We start from the raw sequence: 17,695 nt of genomic DNA, 5'->3' as shown, positions 1-17,695 counted from the left end.
CCTTTCAAAGCGGCGAAAAAAAGATCCATTGAATAAGCGAACCGACTGTTTTCCCAATCGCCACAGCCATCATTAAGTGATTGACTTTCGCAAATACACCGATTCTACGGGCTAGTATTGGAAATACGTTTAATACTTCTGTTAATGCAGCGGCGGCCATCCCAATAAATAGACCGCTAAATATACCTATAAAAGCGGTTGTAACAGCAGGGAAGGCTAACTGTACAGAAAAAATGTGCAAACATGTTCCCACAAGAACGCCCAAAACAAGCGCCAGTTCATATACATGAATAAATGGTTTTGTTTTGGTTGCTGACATAAGACGTGGAATAACACCAAGCACTGTAATAAATGCGACATAGCCTGCACCAGTTGCGAGGCCTCCTGCCAGCCCTAAAAAAATAAGAAATGCGCTTTCCATTTTTAATCTGGTTCCTTTTCATTCGCTGCCAGATACCCATTAATATCTTCTTCATATTTAAACATTTCCAGATCAAGAGGCCCCGGCTCCTCATTTAACCGTTTTTGCCAAAGCCGGTTAAAGAAGAGGATCATGCCGAGACCGAGACCAATTGAATAGGGTATTTGCAGCATCAATGGTTTTTCGACTTTCGTTCCGGTAATGATTTCGTACAGCATAATATGCACTTTTTGCATGGACACATCTTCATGAAAATTCATGATCGTCAGAGCCGCACCAGTAAACAGTACAATCCAAACGAATATCACTTTCCAAATTGGAGAGGATACTTCGGCATTTTGCAGACTGACAATGGCTTCTGTATCACCTGCAATAACGGCTTTGGCTTCCGGCAACACTTCTTTTATCGCTTCAATGACATCTAGAATCGTCACAACGACAATGTTTCCCGCTAAAGGAGGCACCTTTTTCACAACAATCTTTTCAAGTACAGGAAGAATATATTCGTTTGCCTGCACGTCTGCCACATCAAAAAAAGAAATGCTTCGCTGGTTAAGGCGAATGTGGCGTTTTAAGCTAATATATATCGTTTCATCCACACCTAGCACCTCCGCTCTATACGGAGTTTCCCCGTGCTGCTTACTTTTTATTCATATCATTGCGCATACTGCGAATAATCTGTTTCTCCAGCCTCGACACTTGTACTTGTGAAATTCCTATGCGTGCGGCCGTTTCCGCCTGTGTACAGTCTTTATAGTAGCGCAAATAAATAATAAGCCGCTCTCGCTCATCTAATTTTTCTACTGCTTCTTTTAAAACAAGAGTATCAAACCACTCCACGTCGGGTGCAGCCAGCTGATCGAGCAGTGTAATCGGTTCTCCTTCATTTTCATACACCGTTTCATGAATCGACGCCGGCTTTCGGGCTGACTCTTGCGCCATTAATGCTTCCTCCACTGAAATATCAAGCCGTTCCGCCAGCTCTGAAATGGTCGGCGGACGTCCAAATTGGCCAGTAAACTTCTCACGTTCACGTCTCATTTTTCCTGCTGTTTCTTTTAAGCGTCTGCTTACTTTTACTTCTCCATCGTCACGTAAAAAACGCTGGATTTCTCCAATGATCATCGGTACCGCGTACGTGGAAAACTTTACATTGTAGGAAAGATCAAATTTATCAATGCACTTTAACAAACCGATGCAGCCTATTTGAAACAAGTCGTCCGCTTCATACCCCCTATTTAAAAAGCGCTGGACGACTGACCAAACGAGCCTTGTATTCCACTCAACGAGCTTGTTTCTCGCTTGCACGTCACCAGACTGACTTTTTGCAATAAGCGACTTTACTTCATCATCAGACAGCTTAACAGCTTGTTTCATACGGCATACGCTCCGTTATACATCACAGCGAACACGCTTTCCCGCAAGCCGTTTTTTAAATCGGACAACTGTACCTGTCGACATGCTCGATTCCACATCAAGCTTATCAGTAAAATGCTCCATAATGGTAAAGCCCATACCGGCACGTTCCATTTCCGGTTTTGTTGTAAACAATGGTTCCTTCGCTTCTTCTATATTACGAATGCCTCGCCCTTCATCGCGAACGATAACATCAATTTCACCATCATCGATCGTAGCCGTAATGTAGACGATACCTCCAGGATTACTGTCGTAACCATGAATAATCGCGTTCGTCACCGCTTCTGAGACTGCTGTTTTTAATTCTGCAAGATCATCCATTGTCGGATTTAATTTTGCTGCAAATGCCGCAACAGCTACACGGGCAAATCCTTCGTTTTCACCGAGTGCGTTAAAGGACAAATTCATGATGTTTTGCATGGTTCTTCCCCCAATCTGCGCAATGCATCTTGCTCGGTTGGCTCTACAAACATAATTTTAAATAAACCGGACAATTGAAAAAGCCGTTGTACTTGTGTGGACAATCCACATACCATTACAGTGCCGCCCATTTCGTTCACTTGACGATAACGGCCAAGAATGACACCTAGTCCAGAGCTGTCCATAAAATGAAGGCCTGCTAAATTCCAAATTAAGTGCTGCGTTTGATGTGTCTCCATTTCTGCCACAACAAATTCTTTTACTTGCTCTGCGTAATAGTGATCCAATTCTCCCCCAAGTCGAATACATAAGACTTTCCCCGTTGCTTCTGCCGTCATCGTTACCACGTTGCATTCCTCCTTTTCATGCTGATACGTTGCATTTCTATTTTTCTTTCCTTTTATCCTTCTCCTTTACAAAAGTAGGAAAAACACCTTAATTTTCGACATAAAAAAGGGGGCTGACAAATGTCAGTCCCGAATCACTTTATATATTAATGTTGGCCTTTCTACATGCTCTTTCTTAAAACTGTATGCTTCTTTTACTTTTCGGACGGACTCATCCGGTGCTGAGGTATCGGCATGCAGTGTAACGAGAATATCGCCTTTTTTCACGATATCACCGATCTTTTTGTTGAGTGTAATTCCAACCGCATGATTCACATCATCCTCTTTCTTCGCGCGTCCTGCTCCTAAATACATGGCTGCCATACCAATCGATTCAGCGTCAATTTCAGCTACATATCCTTCCTTATCCGATATAACTTCAATATGATGGGAGGCCTGTGGAAGCTTGTTCAAATCATCAATCATCTCAATATTACCGCCCTGTGCGATGACAAACTGACGGAAAACTTCAAATGCTTTGCCGTTTTCTAAATTTTTTTCCAATGCTGTATATGCCTCGTTATAATCGGTGTATGCCCCCGCGAGAACGGTCATATGTGTCGCAATTTCAAGTGACAAGGTACGCAGATCTTCTACTCTGGCTCCCTGTAAAATAGCGACTGCTTCTTTAATCTCATTCGCATTGCCCACTTCAAATCCAAGCGGCTGGTTCATATCACTAATGATCGCAACCGTTTTTCTTCCCAAGTTATTTCCAATGCCAACCATTTCTTTCGCTAATGCTTCTGAATCTTCAAGCGTTTTCATAAATGCGCCGGAACCCGTTTTTACATCGAGAACAATGCTGTCTGCACCTGACGCAAGTTTTTTACTCATAATCGAGCCGGCAATAAGCGGAATTGATTCGACGGTTGCCGTTACATCTCGCAGTGCATACAACTTTTTATCCGCAGGCGCCAGGTTTCCAGTCTGCCCGGTAATAGCTAATTTATGTTTATTCACATTGCCAATAAACTGTTCTTCTGTCATTTCAATGTTAAAGCCGCCAATCGACTCCAGTTTGTCGATTGTGCCCCCTGTATGGCCGAGTCCCCGCCCTGACATTTTTGCAACCGGTACACCAACTGATGCGACGAGCGGTCCGACGATGAATGTTACTTTATCTCCTACACCGCCAGTTGAATGCTTATCAACTTTATAGCCTTCAATTGCCGACAAATCGATCGACTCACCCGAATCCACCATCGCCTTCGTTAACAGAGCTGTTTCGCGTGGAAGCATTCCTTGAAAATAAATCGCCATCATGAGTGCAGATGCTTGATAATCAGGAATGTCTCCTTTTGTATAGCCTTCAATGAAAAATTGAATTTCTGCTTCTGTTAATTCACTGCCGTTTCTTTTCTTATAAATAATGTCGACCATTCTCATTGGATTCACGCCTTTATAAAGATTTGACGATTTCTTTTACATAATCTAAAAAGTCTATACGTACTTTCTCCGTCGTTTCGATCACTTCATTATGTGTAAGCGGTTGATCCAGAATACCAGACGCCATATTGGAAATGCATGAAATACCAAGAACCTTCATTCCACCATGACGGGCAGCGATCACTTCCGGTACCGTTGACATACCGACCGCATCTGCACCAAGAACACGTGCCATACGAACTTCTGCTGGTGTTTCATACGCTGGTCCTGTATTCCCGGCATATACACCTTCCCAAACAGGCAGGCCTATTTTTGCTGCCGCTTCTTTAGCGAGAGTGCGCAGTTCACGGCTGTAAGCTTCAGACATATCCGGGAATCGTGCACCGAGACGCGGATCATTTTTACCTATGAGTGGATTTCCGCCCATTAAATTCAAATGATCTGCAATAAGCATTAAGTCGCCTGGCTTAAATGATGCATTTACACCGCCTGCTGCATTTGTGACGATAATCGTTTCAATGCCAAGTGCTTTCATAACGCGTACAGGGAATGAGACCTGTTCAAATGAATAGCCTTCATAGTAATGAAAGCGGCCTTTCATCGCAGCTACCGTTTTATCGGAAAGTTTTCCAATGACAAGCTCTCCTTTATGTCCTTCCACTGTTGACATTGGAAAATGAGGAATTTCTTCGTACGGAATTGTTATAGCCTGTTCCACCTCATCTGCCAGTACACCAAGACCGGAACCTAAAATCAAGCCGATTTCCGGTTTTTCATCACATTGATCCGCCAAAAACTGCGCCGCTTCTTCAATGGCTGTATAGTTCATTTTAACTCCTCCATAAAACTTTTTCCATATTTAGGCATAACCACATTGAAATTATCCGCAATGGAGGCGCCAATATCTGCAAATGTTGTACGCAATGCTAATTCACTCCCCACCGAAAACTTCTTTGAATACACGAGCAGCGGCACGTACTCACGTGTGTGATCCGTTCCCGCATGTACAGGATCATTCCCATGATCCGCCGTTAAAATAAGCAAATCATTTTCATCCAGTACATTCAGCAATTCCGGCAAACGTGCATCAAATTCTTCGAGTGCTCTGCCATAGCCTTCCGGATCACGGCGATGGCCAAAAAGTGCATCAAAATCAACCAGATTTACAAACGATATACCCGTAAATTCTTTTTTTGCAACATTGATAAACGTATCCATTCCATCCATATTTGATTTTGTCCGAATTGCTTCTGTTACCCCTTCCCCATCATAAATATCCGCAATTTTTCCAACAGCGATGACATCAAAATTCGCATCTTTTAATTCATTCATGACAGTTCGTCCAAATGGTTTTAACGCATAGTCGTGGCGGTTGGCAGTCCGTTCAAATTTTCCCGGTTCACCGATAAATGGACGGGCAATTACGCGACCAACCATATAATCCCCCGTTTTCGTCATCTCACGGGCCGTTTCGCATATACGATACAATTCATCGATTGGCACGATATTTTCATGAGCAGCAATTTGCAGCACGGAATCCGCTGATGTATATACAATAAGTGCTCCTGTTTCTATATGTTCTTTTCCAAGTTCATCCAATATTTCTGTTCCGCTTGCTGGCTTGTTACCGATCACTTTTCTGCCTGTCCGTTGTTCGAGTTCTTCAATTAATGAATCTGGGAAACCGTCAGGAAATACTTGAAAAGGCGTCTGAATATTCAAACCCATTATTTCCCAATGGCCTGTCATCGTATCTTTACCTGTTGATGCTTCCTGCATTTTTGTATAAAAAGCAAGCGGCCGCGAAGCTTTCGCAATTCCGTTAATTTCCCTTATATTTGACAAGCCGAGTGCTCCCATATTCGGCATATTTAATCCGCCCATTCGTTCTGCAATATGACCAAGTGTATCAGCACCTTCATCACCAAATTGTGCTGCATCTGGCGCTTCTCCGATCCCGACTGAATCAAGCACAATTAAGTGAATCCGATTAAATGGATGCTTCTTCATTTTTATCATACCCCTTCGTTGTAGTTATTGTTATTCTTTACCCTTCTTCAGTTAAATTGCTCATCGTCAGAAGTCTGACTTCTCTTTTTTATTATAATCGATCTGTTTAGGAAATACAAAAAGCACCTGAAATAAATTCAGGCGCGCGGATGAAATTGCGAATAGACATCTTTTAACCTTGCTTTTGTCACATGTGTATAAATTTGTGTTGTGGAAATGTCAGCATGACCCAGCATTTCCTGCACAGCACGTAAATCTGCTCCATTCTCTAAAAGATGGGTAGCAAATGAATGTCTGAGTGTATGCGGTGTCATCTCTTTTTCAATCGTTGCTTTCTTCGCCAGGGCTTTAATAATTTTCCAGAATCCTTGCCTTGTCAGCCGCTTGCCATAATGATTTAAAAATAGCGCATCCTCCTTATATTTTTTCGACATAAGCTTCGGCCGTCCATGTTGCAAATATCGTTCGATTGCCTCAAGCGCATGGCGGCCTGCTGGAATGATCCGCTCTTTATCTCCTTTTCCCATACAGCGGACAAATCCCATCATCAAATGCACATCTTCTTTATTTAATGATGTTAATTCGCTGACGCGTAATCCTGATGCATACATAAGTTCCATCATCGCTTTATCCCGCATACCGAGCGGTGTGGATACGTCCGATGCTGAAAGAAGTGCTTCTGTTTCGTCCATGCTAAGCACTTTCGGAAGTGAGCGGCCTGATTTTGGCGTTTCAATGTGATGGGTTGGATCGTGATCGGTTACGCGGTCTTGTATTAAAAAGTGATGCCATGAGCGGATAGTAGATATGTGACGGGCAATCGTTTTTGTCGACTTCCCTTGCTCTTTTAATTGCTCCAGAAAGTGTAAAATATGTACTCGTTTCACCTTGTTTATCGTTAGCTGTTCAACTTTTTCCAAATAATCCGTGTAGTGAACAAGATCGCGCCGGTACGCGGCAATCGTATTGTCGGCCAGCCCTTTCTCAACAATTAAAAAATGAAGAAAGTCATTCATATGCTCTTTCATATCATCACCCCTAATTATAAAAAACCTTTCGATTGAATTCGAAAGGTTTTATTCCACATGCTGTTTTTCAAGGTCCTCTTTTTCATCTTCTTGTTTCGTATGGCATCTGCTGCAAATGCCATGAAACGTCAAACGATGATCTTTAATTTTAAAATTCCATCTGCTTTCAACAATTTCTTCTACATCATCGAGTAAGTCTTCTTGAATTTCATCCACTGCACCACATTCGATGCAAACGAGATGATGATGAAAATGTGCTGCGCCCTCTTGTCGGAGATCGTAGCGAGAGACCCCATCTCCAAAGTTTATTTTATCTACTACTTTAAGTTCGTTTAATAGTTCAAGCGTTCTGTAGACTGTTGCCAAGCCAATTTCAGGTGCTTTTTCTTTAACGAGGAGGTACACATCTTCTGCGCTTAAATGGTCCTCTTCATGTTCAAGAAGAACACGTACAGTAGCTTCGCGCTGCGGTGTTAATTTATAGCTTGCTGCATGCAATTGTTTTTTAATACGATCAATACGGCTTTCCATTGTTGTCCCCTCCCTCGCCTGTGTAATTTCCATTATAGCAAAATGATGCTATGAATCAAAAGAATTTATTTATAAGAACATTCATCAATTGACTGGATACAAATGCTTCAATGAAAGATGCCGCCAAAATCGCCATCGTAACGACGCCTGCATAACCTAAATATGTCATAACGCTTTTCGCTACAGGCAATGGAACTGTTTGACGCACGGTTAATTTTTGCAGAAGACGGATTGAGCAAGATGCCGACATGACAGCTGTAAATAAAAAAGCGGGAATAAGTATTATATTTTGCGGCAAAATGGTACAAAGGGCAAGCCAAAGCCCGTCCCATTTCATTTGCTGAATAAGAAAACCGACAGAAAAACCGGTCACAGCCCCTTTTAAAAAAAGTAAAATAAAGATAAGCGGCAAACCAATCACCGATATGCCCGCGATCCACATTGCACCCGTGAATTTTATGTTATGAATCACACTTTCCCAAAACAGATCAACAGGATTCGCAACACTGCCGGAGGATGCCTGTGTAAAAAATTCTTTTACGTAGGAATAAAGCTCTGATTTTTGAAGCGGCATCATGCTGTTCACCATCAGTGCGCCAAATACGGTTCCGGTCATGAGCAGTACCGCTGTAAAAAGATAAAGTGCTGCCCGTTTTTGAATGTGATGATTGATGGCAGTCCACATAAATAAAGGCCTCCCCTCTTCTTTGCCCACTATATGAGGGGAGGAAACCAATTATACCAGATCGTTTAACCGTACATATTGTAGCGCCCACATCGTTTTTGCATCATAAATACGGTCTTCTTTTAAGAGCTGCTCTGCTTCTTCTATCGTTACTTCCATTAATTCGACAAATTCATCATCGTCGACAGTGAGCCCGCCTTCTACTTTTACAAGATGTTCCGCGAGAAACACATGAACAATTTCATCTGCAAATCCTGGCGATGTGTAAAACGACTGTACATGTGTCATGCGGCCAGGGCGATAGCCCGTTTCTTCCTCGAGCTCTCGTTTGGCTGACAATTCCGGAGCTTCACCCGGCTCCAATTTCCCTGCTGGCACTTCAACAAGCGATCGTTCAAGTGCTTTACGATACTGTTCGACAAGAATGATTTTTTTGTCATCTGTCAAGGCAATCACACAGACAGCACCCGGATGTTTAATCAGTTCCCGTTTTGCTTCTTTCCCGTCTGGCAACAACACATCATCGACTTGCAGACTGATCACTTTTCCTTTGTAGATCGGTTTGGTTTTAATCGTTTTTTCTTCAAATTTATGCATAAGTATCCTCTTTTCTTTTTTCTTCTTCCTTATGTTACACTACAAAAAAAGGAAGGTGTTTGAAATGAATACACGTGAATTAGGCAAATCTGGTATTTTCGTTAGTGAACTCGGACTTGGCTGCATGTCAATTGGCACAGATGAACGCCGTGCAGAGGCCATTTTACATACAGCTCTTGATGAAGGGATTACCTATTTTGATACAGCTGACCTATATGATTTCGGCGTAAATGAGCAGCTGGTGGGGAAAACACTTCAATCAGTCCGTGATCAAGTAGTCATCGCTTCAAAAGCAGGAAACAGATGGACAAATTCAAAAGATAACTGGATATGGGATCCTTCTAAAGCACACATTAAAGAAGCGGCTAAACAAAGCTTAAAACGGCTTGGCACCGACTACATTGACTTGTATCAGTTACACGGCGGCACGCTCGATGATCCGATTGATGAAACGATCGAAGCCTTTGAAGAATTAAAGGAAGAAGGTTTCATCCGTGCATATGGCATTTCATCGATTCGTCCGACTGTTATTAATCAATATGTAAAACGATCTGCCATTTCAACTGTCATGATGCAGTACAGCATCTTAGACCGCCGGCCTGAAATTCAAGTGCTTCCTATTTTAGCAAAGAATGATGTCAGTGTCGTCGCTCGCGGTCCAATTGCTTTCGGTCTGTTAAGTTCAAAATGGCGAGAGAAGCTGTCAAAATCAGTAAAAAAAGGATTGAAGTGGTATGAAGAGACAGAGTTAACATCTGTTTTAACGACACTTGAACGCGATTATCCGTCTGAACGTACGTTAAACAGCCTTGCTTTTCACTACGTGCTGCATCAATCCGCGGTTAGTGCTGTCATCGCCGGTGCCAGCTCCATCGAACAGCTAAAAGAAAATGCTCGTGCGGTACGTGAAACCGCGCTGACGGAGGAAGAGTACAAATGGATTCAAGATACAGTAAAAATAGCCGATTACGACGCACATCGACTATAAAAAGGGCAATCATTTCCGGTAGTTCTGCAGCTGTATTATTAACAGCTAGTATAGGCATCTATATTTCTAACCGTATTTTATTTATGCAGAAAAAGGCGGATGCTTCGATCGTTGAACGAGAAGCAAAAGCCGGCCGTTTCAATCAGCGTGCATATGATCAGTTACCGAAAGAAGATGTGTGGATCACAGCCGCAGATGGCATTCAATTAAAAAGTGTCTTTATTACGCCCAACCCCGGGAACCCTTATGTAATTTTTTGTCATGGGGTCACCGAACATAAAATAAATTCAATTAAATATATGAACTTATTTTTAAAACGCGGATTTAATGCCATTTTGTATGATCATCGCCGGCATGGTGAGTCAGAAGGCACATTCACAAGCTACGGTCATTTTGAAAAAAGAGATTTAAAAGCGGTTGTGGATGAATTAATCCGTCGTGAAGGAGCTTATACACGCTTTGGTATTCACGGGGAATCAATGGGAGCTGTTACACTCCTTTTGTATGCCGGCACGGTAGAAGACCGCGCTGACTTTTATGTAGCCGACTGTCCATTTTCTGAATTCCGGAAACAAATACAGCATCAGATGAAAAGAGAAATCGGCCGGGCGCCGCGCTTATTGTTGACGATTGCCGAATGGTCCGTCTGGCTGCGCGCCCGTTATAAACTATCTGAGTTGTCGCCCCTTGAGGCAGTAAAAAATATTGAAAAACCAGTGCTGTTTATTCATAGCCAAGATGATCAATTTATTTTACCTGAGATGACTGAAGCACTGTTTGAAGCAAAAAATGGACCGAAGGAATTGTACATGGCCCCTAAAGGTGTTCACGCACAGTCTTTCAACGAAAACGCAGAACAATATGAAGAAGCTATCGATCGCTTTTTACTAAAATATGAATTGAGTCCTGAACGATAAAAGAGGAGCACTAGCATCAGCTCCTCCTTATTATTTTTGGAAAAATGCTTTTCGCCCCACCCTTTCAACGGTTCCAGGAAATAAAGAGTGAATAAAACTGCCCGCAGACATCCATTTCGGTATATTTACTTCCCGCACCGGCCGCCCGATAACCGCTATTGTTTTTTTTGACACTTCACCTGGGTCCAGCATAAGCTTTCCTGCATTTTTCACATATGTGCCTTCCGGGTCTGCATTGTCAAAAAATGGTGTTGCAATCGGCCCTGGATTTATAGCTGTTACATATACATTTGACCGGCCCAGTTCCATGCGAATGCTGTTCGTATAGCCCAGAACTGCATGTTTTGTTGCAGCATACACAGCGGATTTCGGTGTTGCCATCTTTCCTGCCTGTGAGGCAATATTAATAATGTGGCCGCTCTGGCGTTCAATCATTTGCGGCATAACAAGCTCTGAACAGTTAATTAAACCCGTAATATTCACATTAATCATTTGCTCTGTTTCTTCTAGTTTCATTTCGTGCGCCCAGGCAAAATAGCCCACCCCTGCATTGTTAATTAATACATCCACGCGTCCGATTTCCATAAATAGAGTAGATAAAGCGGTTCGGTCTGTCACATCTGCTTGGTAAATGCGCACACTGTCCGGCGATAACGCTTCAAGCTCTTTCTTGATTTGTTCCAAACGTTCCATCCGCCGTGCAAGCAGGACAACCGAGTAGCCAGATGTAACAGCTTCTTTCGCAAGTTCTGTCCCTAAACCGGAAGACGCACCTGTAATGACAACGATTTTGCTCAACTTCGTCCCCCCCGGTAATAAACGGCGCCATTTTTGATCGTCTCAACTTGAATATCTCCACGTTTGAACAGATAGTCAAACTGACCGGTGATTTCTGATAGCGTCAAACCTGTTTCTTTTTTATATACTTCCGGAAATACCCTTGTGCACACTTCAAAAATAGTCATCGGCTTTTCCTTTAACATGGTCAAAATAACCATTGCACGTTCATGCTGCCGTACAAATCGATGTTCAATTAACGAATGGATCGATTTTATATCATTTCCATGGCCTGTTAGCGCCTGCTTAACATCCAAATTCATGACTTTTTGCAGAGAGTTATTGTATTGTAGCAACGGCTTTGGCCGCTCTTCTCCACGTACAGAAGGCGGCTCTAAAAGTGGAGTAGACGCTACGGCTTTTAATACGTGATCGCCTGCTAATAGACAACCATCTTTTTCCCGATAAAAGACGAGGTGGCTTTGCGCATGACCAGGTGTTTCTAACACCCGCCATCCTGGCAATGCTGGCAGCTCGTCTCCTTCTTTCAACTCTCCCGTCAGCATGCTTTTTTTAGAGCCATACTTCAGCGTATTATCAAGATTATTCGCCAATCGAATCATCTCTTTCGGCATACCTAGTGTACGGAACAGATCCATAAAGAACTCACGCCGCCAGTTCATAAAGGGCTCATTATAGGAAAGCCAGTTTCTACAGTAGGAGTGACCGTAAACATCCACATCAAAATCATCCAACAGTCCGATATGATCAGGGTGATGGTGCGTTAAAATAACTTGCTCAATATCAGACACTTTGTAGCCTGCTTCCGCTAATCCTGATTGAAAAGCAGCACGGGCTTCCCTTGTATTTATGCCCGCATCAATTAAAGTAAGCCGGTCTCCTTTTACTACATACATGTTGACGTCGCCAATCGGAAAAAGAGTAGGTACAGTTATTTTAATAATCTTCTCGTATGTCTTGATTCCCATTATGCCCACCTGCCACTTTTGTAAAATAACATTTCAATTATACAGTGTACTCGTTCGGGTATGAATTGTCATTCATTACGTACTTCTCTCTTGACAAAAATGCTTCTTTTCCGAGATAATCACTTGGATAGTCATAATGTTTAGGCATCAAGGAGGAATAACGTTGAAAGCAGTTTTTATCGGAGCCGGATCTATGGCTGAAGCCATTATTGCCGGTGCATTGAAAAGCGGCGCCCTTCAAGCAGAAAATACGTATGTCACGAACCGGGCCAATCATGCACGTCTAAAAGAATTAACGACTCATTATGGCATTCAAGCAGGATACGACATAGAAACAGCATTGAAAGACGCTGATGCCATTGTCCTGGCCATGAAACCAAAAGACGCCGCATCAAGTCTTGAAACTATTCAGTCCTACATAAATAAAGATTCACTCGTCATTAGTTTGCTTGCTGGTGTTGGTATTGATTTTATAGAACAAGCCATCGGGGAAAGATGTGCTGTTATTCGCTCAATGCCAAATACATCCGCTGCTGTTGGGAAATCAGCAACTGCGATTGCACTAAATAAATACGTCACAACTGAACAGCATCAAGCAGCCATCGACCTTTTTTCGGCAATCGGACTTGCGATTACCGTTGAAGAATCTCAGATGGACGCCGTGACTGCTGTTTCTGGAAGCGGACCCGCCTATATTTACTATGTAGCGGAAGCGATGCAGATAGCAGGTGAAGAGCTGGGCCTAGATCATGACACAGCAAAATCGCTCTTAATTCAGACACTTCTCGGTGCCGCTGATATGCTTTCTGAGGCCGATGGCCAGGCAGTCGCTCTTCGAAAAGCAATTACAAGCGCTGGCGGAACGACCGAAGCAGCGATTCGGACATTTGATGAGCATCTTGTGAAAGAATCAATTGCAGCTGGTGTGAAGGAAGCAGCAGCCCAGTCAAAACGGCTTGGTGAAGCGTACAACCACAACCGTTAATCGACTGTCACTTCCATTAAATCTTGGGCAACCACAACAGGTTGAAAAAGACTTTCCGCTTCATTTAACAGCTGTCTCGCGTCCTCTACCGTGTAGCGGGAACTGATGTGGGTTAAGCACAGTTTTTTTACTTTGGCACGCCGTGCTGTTTCTGCAGCCTGCTTCGTTGTAGAATGATAATAGTCATAAGCCATCTTTTCATTTTCCGCATTAAAGGTCGCTTCATGGACGAGTAAATCAGCGTTCTCTGCCAGGTGTACAGCTGCATCACACTGTCTTGTATCTCCGAGAATCGTGACAACTTTCCCCTGTTGTGGTTCATTCGTGTAACGCCGTGGTTCAATTATTCGTCCATCTGGCAATGTAACCGACTGTCCTTCTTTTATTTGTTTATAAATAGGACCTGGGGGTATTTTGTCTTCCCGGAGACGGCTCACAAGCAGCTCACCTGCTTTTTCTTTTTCAGCAAACCGGTAACCGAGTGAATAAATGCCGTGATCCAATTTTGCTGACGTAACAGTCATTTTATCATCTTCAAAAATGATGCCCTCCTCTATCTCTTCAATAAAAAGGGGGTATTGCAGATGCGTTTTGCTGACATATAGTGCTGTTTCGATAAACGCGCGTATGCCAATCGGCCCATATACCGTCAACGGTGCTGTTCCACCTTGAAAGGAACGGCTTCCAAGCAAACCTGGCAAGCCATAAATATGATCGCCATGTAAATGAGTAATAAAGATCTTTTCAATACGACGCGGTTTCAATGTTGTATACAAAATCTGGTGCTGCGTTGCTTCGCCGCAATCAATAAGCCAGACAGCCCCGCGTTCATTTAACATTTTCAGTGCAATGGACGTAACATTGCGCATTTTACCAGGTACACCAGCACCGGTTCCAAGAAATAGTACTTCGATAATAATCACTCCTTCTATTTTCTTATTCTTATAATAAACAAAATACTTGTCACTTTCATTGTTTTGTGAAAAAATGCAGTAGTAATATATAAAATATCAATATCAAAAGCGGGGGTATTAACATGATTAAATCTGAAACGCCGTCTGCTCTGACGATCCTGTTCGGCGCAACAGGAGATCTGGCAAAACGAAAATTATATCCGTCTCTTTACCGTTTATATCGTAAAGGACACTTAGCATCCGGATTCGCTGTTATTGGAACAGCTCGCCGTGAATGGGACAATGACATTTTCCGTGAGCATGTAAAAAAATCAGTTATAGAATTGACAACGGATCAAGATCAAATAGATGAGTTCATTTCCCATTTTTATTATTTACCGCATGATGTATCCGATTCCAATTCGTATGTAGAATTGCGTACCCTTGCCAATGAACTTGATTACAAGTATTCACTTGGTGGCAACCGTCTATTTTACCTAGCAATGGCACCTGAATTTTTCGGTACGATTGCTGATCATTTGAAAAAAGACAATTTAACAGATACAGCAGGCTTCGGCCGTCTTATTATTGAAAAGCCTTTTGGCCATGATTTGCCATCAGCACAAGAATTAAATGCTCAAATTCGCCGATCTTTTGATGAAAAAGACATTTACCGGATTGACCATTATCTTGGAAAAGAAATGGTTCAAAATATTGAATCGATCCGCTTTGCAAACGCTTTGTTTGAACCCCTTTGGAATAATCGTTATATTTCCAATATTCAAATTACATCAAGTGAGACACTGGGTGTAGAAGAACGCGGAGGCTATTACGAAACGAGCGGTGCATTAAAAGATATGGTTCAAAACCATATGCTTCAAATGGTTTCTCTTCTTGCGATGGAACCGCCAATCAGCCTTCAAGATGATGATATTCGCAGTGAAAAAGTTCGTGCATTCCGCTCTATGCGTCCATTAACACTCGAAACCGTCAATGAATACTTCGTCCGCGGACAATACGGACCAAGTGAAAACGGTGATATGCTCGGCTACCGTGAAGAATATAATGTTAATCCAGAATCTAACACGGAAACGTACGTTGCCGGTAAAGTTATGTTTGATAATTTCCGCTGGGCAGGCGTGCCATTTTATATTCGTACTGGTAAAAGAATGCCGCTTAAATCAACAAAAATTGTCGTTCAATTTAAAGACATTCCAATGAATTTATATTATCGTCCCAATGAACAGGAATTGGAACCTAATTTACTTGTGATTCATATTCAACCGGAAGAAGGAATCACGCTTCATCTAAATGCAAAACGGGCTGGTTACCAGCTGGAAACAAATCCTGTAAAGCTTAACTACGCAAACAGTGGTACAGACATTATGAATACACCTGAAGCGTATGAAAAATTGATGCACGATGCTATGCGCGGTGATTCTACAAACTTTACACATTGGGATGAAGTTGCCCTTTCATGGAGCTTTGTTGATGTTATTGCCGAAGCATGGAGAAATGAAAAAGCGGCGTATCCGAACTATCCCGCGGGAACAAAAGGACCAAAAGCGGCAGATGAACTACTTGAGCAAGACGGCTTCTTCTGGTGGCCATTAGATATGCTTGATGTAAAAAATGATTGTAATTAATTTTCCAGCAGGTGCTCACTTACTGAGCACCTGCTTTTTGATCTTTTTATACTAAACAACTCATATATATCCAAATTTGAACTGTATTGTAAGCTGGCGAAAAGAAAAAAGCACCGTTTTACACGGTGCTTTTTTCTTTTACTTTTATAAAGTTTGCTATCTCTGTACAAGTCGATTTATTGAAAATAAATCCTCTCTTACTTCTGCATCCATTCAGTGTGGAACGTGCCTTCTTTGTCTAGTCGACGATATGTGTGAGCACCGAAGTAGTCACGCTGCGCTTGAATAAGGTTAGCAGGCAATACAGCACTGCGGTAACTATCATAGTAAGCCATTGCGGATGACAACGTTGGCACAGGAACGCCATTCAACACAGCATTTGAGATCGTTTCACGAAGTGCCACATGATATTCATTTGTGATAGCGCTGAAATATGGATCAAGAAGCAAGTTATCAAGTGCAGCATCGCGATCATATGCTTCTTTAATTTTTTGCAAAAATTGAGCCCGGATGATACAGCCTCCTCGGAAGATCATCGCAATGTCGCCATATTTTAAATCCCATCCGTACTCTTCAGAAGCTGCTTTCATTTGCGCAAATCCTTGTGCGTATGAACATATTTTACCCATGTAAAGGGCACGGCGCACAGATTCAATAAATGCATCTCGATCTCCATCAAACGCATGGTCTCTAGGTCCTTGTAAGACTTCTGCAGCTCTTACACGCTCTTCTTTTAACGCAGAGATAAAGCGGGCGAATACAGACTCCGTAACAAGCGGAAGTGGTACACCAAGGTCCAGAGCACTCTGACTTGTCCATTTCCCTGTTCCTTTTTGCGCTGCTTCATCTAAAATAAGATCAACAAGCGGTTTACCCGTATCATCATCTTTTTTCGTGAAAATGTCGGCCGTAATTTCGATTAAGTAGCTGTCTAGTTCGCCTTTATTCCATTCAGAGAATACAGAGTGGAGCTCTTCTGCAGATAATCCAAGCACATCTTTCAATAAAGAATACGCTTCTGCAATGAGTTGCATATCGCCATATTCGATACCGTTATGAACCATTTTTACATAATGACCCGCTCCGTCGCCGCCAATATATGTACAGCACGCTTCACCGTTAACTTTTGCTGAAATATCTTTCAAAATCGGTGCAACAAGCTCATACGCTTCTTTTTGACCTCCAGGCATGATAGATGGACCTGTTAAAGCGCCCTCTTCGCCTCCTGATACGCCCGTACCAATAAAATGAAAACCAAGTTCTGCAAGCTCTGTATTACGGCGCTGTGTGTCTTTATAGAAGGTATTACCGCCATCGATAATAATATCTCCTTTTTCAAGATGAGGCTTCAATTGATCGATCGTTTTATCTGTTGCTTCACCCGCTTTTACCATAAGTAAAATTTTACGCGGTACTTCAAGTGACGCAATAAATTCTTCGATTGAATAAGCCGGTACAATATTTTTGCCTTCGCTTTCTCTTAGCATCTCATCCGTTTTTTCAGAAGAACGGTTAAAAACAGATACTGTATAACCACGGCTTTCAATGTTCCACGCTAAGTTTTTGCCCATTACGGCAAGACCAATTACACCAATTTGCTGTTTAGTCATAAAAATA

Annotated in this window: 20 protein-coding genes; 4 read left to right on the top strand and 16 right to left on the bottom strand. The window is 42.4% G+C overall.

Annotation, left to right across the window (positions count from 1 at the left end):
* Window positions 1-4: 4 nt before the first annotated feature.
* The 12 genes from ACZYRN_RS02090 to ACZYRN_RS02035 all read right to left on the bottom strand — a co-directional run bounded on the left by ACZYRN_RS02090 (window position 5) and on the right by ACZYRN_RS02035 (window position 8,883).
* A complete protein-coding gene (locus tag ACZYRN_RS02090) occupies window positions 5-421 on the bottom strand; it encodes a stage V sporulation protein AB (protein WP_488909839.1) in 417 nt (138 codons plus the stop codon).
* A 2-nt stretch (window positions 422-423) separates the two neighbouring features.
* A complete protein-coding gene (locus ACZYRN_RS02085) occupies window positions 424-1,020 on the bottom strand; it encodes a stage V sporulation protein AA (protein WP_488909838.1) in 597 nt (198 codons plus the stop codon).
* Window positions 1,021-1,060: 40 nt separating this feature from the next.
* Window positions 1,061-1,798, bottom strand: a complete 738-nt coding sequence (gene sigF, locus ACZYRN_RS02080) for an RNA polymerase sporulation sigma factor SigF (RefSeq protein ID WP_488909837.1) — start codon at window positions 1,796-1,798, stop codon at window positions 1,061-1,063.
* Between the two features lie 15 nt (window positions 1,799-1,813).
* On the bottom strand, window positions 1,814-2,257 hold the full coding sequence (gene spoIIAB, locus ACZYRN_RS02075) for an anti-sigma F factor (protein ID WP_488909836.1): 444 nt from the start codon (window positions 2,255-2,257) through the stop codon (window positions 1,814-1,816).
* Window positions 2,242-2,595, bottom strand: a complete 354-nt coding sequence (gene spoIIAA, locus ACZYRN_RS02070; protein ID WP_488910523.1) for an anti-sigma F factor antagonist — start codon at window positions 2,593-2,595, stop codon at window positions 2,242-2,244. The genes spoIIAB and spoIIAA overlap by 16 nt, the downstream gene beginning before the upstream one ends.
* A 132-nt stretch (window positions 2,596-2,727) precedes the next feature.
* Window positions 2,728-4,032 (bottom strand): pyrimidine-nucleoside phosphorylase, encoded by a 1,305-nt coding sequence (locus tag ACZYRN_RS02065; protein ID WP_488909835.1) that lies wholly within the window; start codon window positions 4,030-4,032, stop codon window positions 2,728-2,730.
* Window positions 4,033-4,045: 13 nt separating this feature from the next.
* Window positions 4,046-4,861, bottom strand: coding sequence for a purine-nucleoside phosphorylase (locus tag ACZYRN_RS02060; RefSeq protein ID WP_488909834.1), 816 nt, complete (start codon window positions 4,859-4,861; stop codon window positions 4,046-4,048).
* The gene (deoB, locus tag ACZYRN_RS02055) at window positions 4,858-6,051 is read right to left on the bottom strand and encodes a phosphopentomutase (RefSeq protein WP_488909833.1); all 1,194 of its coding nucleotides are present in this window, start codon (window positions 6,049-6,051) and stop codon (window positions 4,858-4,860) included. Before deoB ends, ACZYRN_RS02060 begins: the two co-directional genes overlap by 4 nt.
* 128 nt (window positions 6,052-6,179) lie before the next feature.
* Window positions 6,180-7,070 carry a site-specific tyrosine recombinase XerD gene (gene xerD, locus ACZYRN_RS02050; protein WP_488909832.1) on the bottom strand — a complete coding sequence of 297 codons (891 nt, stop codon included), beginning with the start codon at window positions 7,068-7,070 and terminating at the stop codon, window positions 6,180-6,182.
* A gap of 48 nt (window positions 7,071-7,118) precedes the next feature.
* Complete coding sequence (gene fur, locus ACZYRN_RS02045; RefSeq protein WP_488909831.1) at window positions 7,119-7,601, bottom strand: ferric iron uptake transcriptional regulator; 483 nt, start codon at window positions 7,599-7,601, stop codon at window positions 7,119-7,121.
* 55 nt (window positions 7,602-7,656) lie between these two features.
* Window positions 7,657-8,286 carry a stage II sporulation protein M gene (gene spoIIM, locus ACZYRN_RS02040; RefSeq protein WP_488909830.1) on the bottom strand — a complete coding sequence of 210 codons (630 nt, stop codon included), beginning with the start codon at window positions 8,284-8,286 and terminating at the stop codon, window positions 7,657-7,659.
* Window positions 8,287-8,337: 51 nt separating this feature from the next.
* The gene (locus tag ACZYRN_RS02035) at window positions 8,338-8,883 is read right to left on the bottom strand and encodes an NUDIX hydrolase (protein ID WP_488909829.1); all 546 of its coding nucleotides are present in this window, start codon (window positions 8,881-8,883) and stop codon (window positions 8,338-8,340) included.
* A 64-nt stretch (window positions 8,884-8,947) separates the two neighbouring features.
* Here ACZYRN_RS02035 and ACZYRN_RS02030 point away from each other — a divergent pair, with 64 nt between their 5' ends.
* Both ACZYRN_RS02030 and ACZYRN_RS02025 read left to right on the top strand, forming a co-directional pair.
* Window positions 8,948-9,871, top strand: a complete 924-nt coding sequence (locus ACZYRN_RS02030) for an aldo/keto reductase (protein WP_488909828.1) — start codon at window positions 8,948-8,950, stop codon at window positions 9,869-9,871.
* Entirely contained in the window at window positions 9,820-10,788 is a 969-nt protein-coding gene (locus tag ACZYRN_RS02025) for an alpha/beta hydrolase (RefSeq protein WP_488909827.1), read from the top strand. The genes ACZYRN_RS02030 and ACZYRN_RS02025 overlap by 52 nt, the downstream gene beginning before the upstream one ends.
* Window positions 10,789-10,818: 30 nt before the next feature.
* Here the strand turns inward: ACZYRN_RS02025 and ACZYRN_RS02020 are convergent, their stop codons facing one another.
* Together ACZYRN_RS02020 and ACZYRN_RS02015 are read right to left on the bottom strand one after the other, a co-directional pair.
* A complete protein-coding gene (locus ACZYRN_RS02020) occupies window positions 10,819-11,586 on the bottom strand; it encodes an SDR family NAD(P)-dependent oxidoreductase (protein ID WP_488909826.1) in 768 nt (255 codons plus the stop codon).
* Complete coding sequence (locus ACZYRN_RS02015; RefSeq protein WP_488909825.1) at window positions 11,583-12,554, bottom strand: MBL fold metallo-hydrolase; 972 nt, start codon at window positions 12,552-12,554, stop codon at window positions 11,583-11,585. Before ACZYRN_RS02015 ends, ACZYRN_RS02020 begins: the two co-directional genes overlap by 4 nt.
* Window positions 12,555-12,717: 163 nt before the next feature.
* Here ACZYRN_RS02015 and proC point away from each other — a divergent pair, with 163 nt between their 5' ends.
* On the top strand, window positions 12,718-13,539 hold the full coding sequence (proC, locus tag ACZYRN_RS02010; protein ID WP_488909824.1) for a pyrroline-5-carboxylate reductase: 822 nt from the start codon (window positions 12,718-12,720) through the stop codon (window positions 13,537-13,539).
* Here the strand turns inward: proC and rnz are convergent.
* Window positions 13,536-14,453 (bottom strand): ribonuclease Z, encoded by a 918-nt coding sequence (gene rnz / locus ACZYRN_RS02005; protein WP_488910522.1) that lies wholly within the window; start codon window positions 14,451-14,453, stop codon window positions 13,536-13,538. The genes proC and rnz overlap by 4 nt on opposite strands.
* 122 nt (window positions 14,454-14,575) lie before the next feature.
* On the opposite strand from rnz, the gene zwf reads away from it, so the two are divergent.
* Window positions 14,576-16,078 (top strand): glucose-6-phosphate dehydrogenase, encoded by a 1,503-nt coding sequence (gene zwf, locus ACZYRN_RS02000; protein WP_488909823.1) that lies wholly within the window; start codon window positions 14,576-14,578, stop codon window positions 16,076-16,078.
* 197 nt (window positions 16,079-16,275) lie between these two features.
* On the opposite strand, the gene gndA is transcribed toward zwf, so the two are convergent.
* Window positions 16,276-17,688, bottom strand: a complete 1,413-nt coding sequence (gene gndA, locus ACZYRN_RS01995) for an NADP-dependent phosphogluconate dehydrogenase (protein ID WP_488909822.1) — start codon at window positions 17,686-17,688, stop codon at window positions 16,276-16,278.
* Between the last annotated feature and the right edge of the window lie 7 nt (window positions 17,689-17,695).

The sequence above is a fragment of the Domibacillus sp. F004 genome, from assembly GCF_057814295.1.
Note: the sequence above shows the minus strand (reverse complement) of the source record. Positions and strands in the feature narration are given on the sequence as shown.

Bases quoted from the DNA above. Each gene is read 5' to 3' on its own strand.
- ACZYRN_RS02030 (WP_488909828.1), top strand. From the start codon at position 8,948: ATGAATACACGTGAATTAGGCAAATCTGGTATTTTCGTTAGTGAACTC.
- ACZYRN_RS02025 (WP_488909827.1), top strand. From the start codon at position 9,820: ATGGATTCAAGATACAGTAAAAATAGCCGATTACGACGCACATCGACT.
- sigF (WP_488909837.1), bottom strand. From the start codon at position 1,798: ATGAAACAAGCTGTTAAGCTGTCTGATGATGAAGTAAAGTCGCTTATT.
- spoIIAB (WP_488909836.1), bottom strand. From the start codon at position 2,257: ATGCAAAACATCATGAATTTGTCCTTTAACGCACTCGGTGAAAACGAA.
- ACZYRN_RS02060 (WP_488909834.1), bottom strand. From the start codon at position 4,861: ATGAACTATACAGCCATTGAAGAAGCGGCGCAGTTTTTGGCGGATCAA.
- ACZYRN_RS02065 (WP_488909835.1), bottom strand. From the start codon at position 4,032: ATGAGAATGGTCGACATTATTTATAAGAAAAGAAACGGCAGTGAATTA.
- ACZYRN_RS02090 (WP_488909839.1), bottom strand. From the start codon at position 421: ATGGAAAGCGCATTTCTTATTTTTTTAGGGCTGGCAGGAGGCCTCGCA.
- ACZYRN_RS02015 (WP_488909825.1), bottom strand. From the start codon at position 12,554: ATGGGAATCAAGACATACGAGAAGATTATTAAAATAACTGTACCTACT.
- fur (WP_488909831.1), bottom strand. From the start codon at position 7,601: ATGGAAAGCCGTATTGATCGTATTAAAAAACAATTGCATGCAGCAAGC.
- zwf (WP_488909823.1), top strand. From the start codon at position 14,576: ATGATTAAATCTGAAACGCCGTCTGCTCTGACGATCCTGTTCGGCGCA.
- xerD (WP_488909832.1), bottom strand. From the start codon at position 7,070: ATGAAAGAGCATATGAATGACTTTCTTCATTTTTTAATTGTTGAGAAA.
- spoIIM (WP_488909830.1), bottom strand. From the start codon at position 8,286: ATGTGGACTGCCATCAATCATCACATTCAAAAACGGGCAGCACTTTAT.
- gndA (WP_488909822.1), bottom strand. From the start codon at position 17,688: ATGACTAAACAGCAAATTGGTGTAATTGGTCTTGCCGTAATGGGCAAA.
- deoB (WP_488909833.1), bottom strand. From the start codon at position 6,051: ATGATAAAAATGAAGAAGCATCCATTTAATCGGATTCACTTAATTGTG.
- spoIIAA (WP_488910523.1), bottom strand. From the start codon at position 2,595: ATGACGGCAGAAGCAACGGGGAAAGTCTTATGTATTCGACTTGGGGGA.
- ACZYRN_RS02035 (WP_488909829.1), bottom strand. From the start codon at position 8,883: ATGCATAAATTTGAAGAAAAAACGATTAAAACCAAACCGATCTACAAA.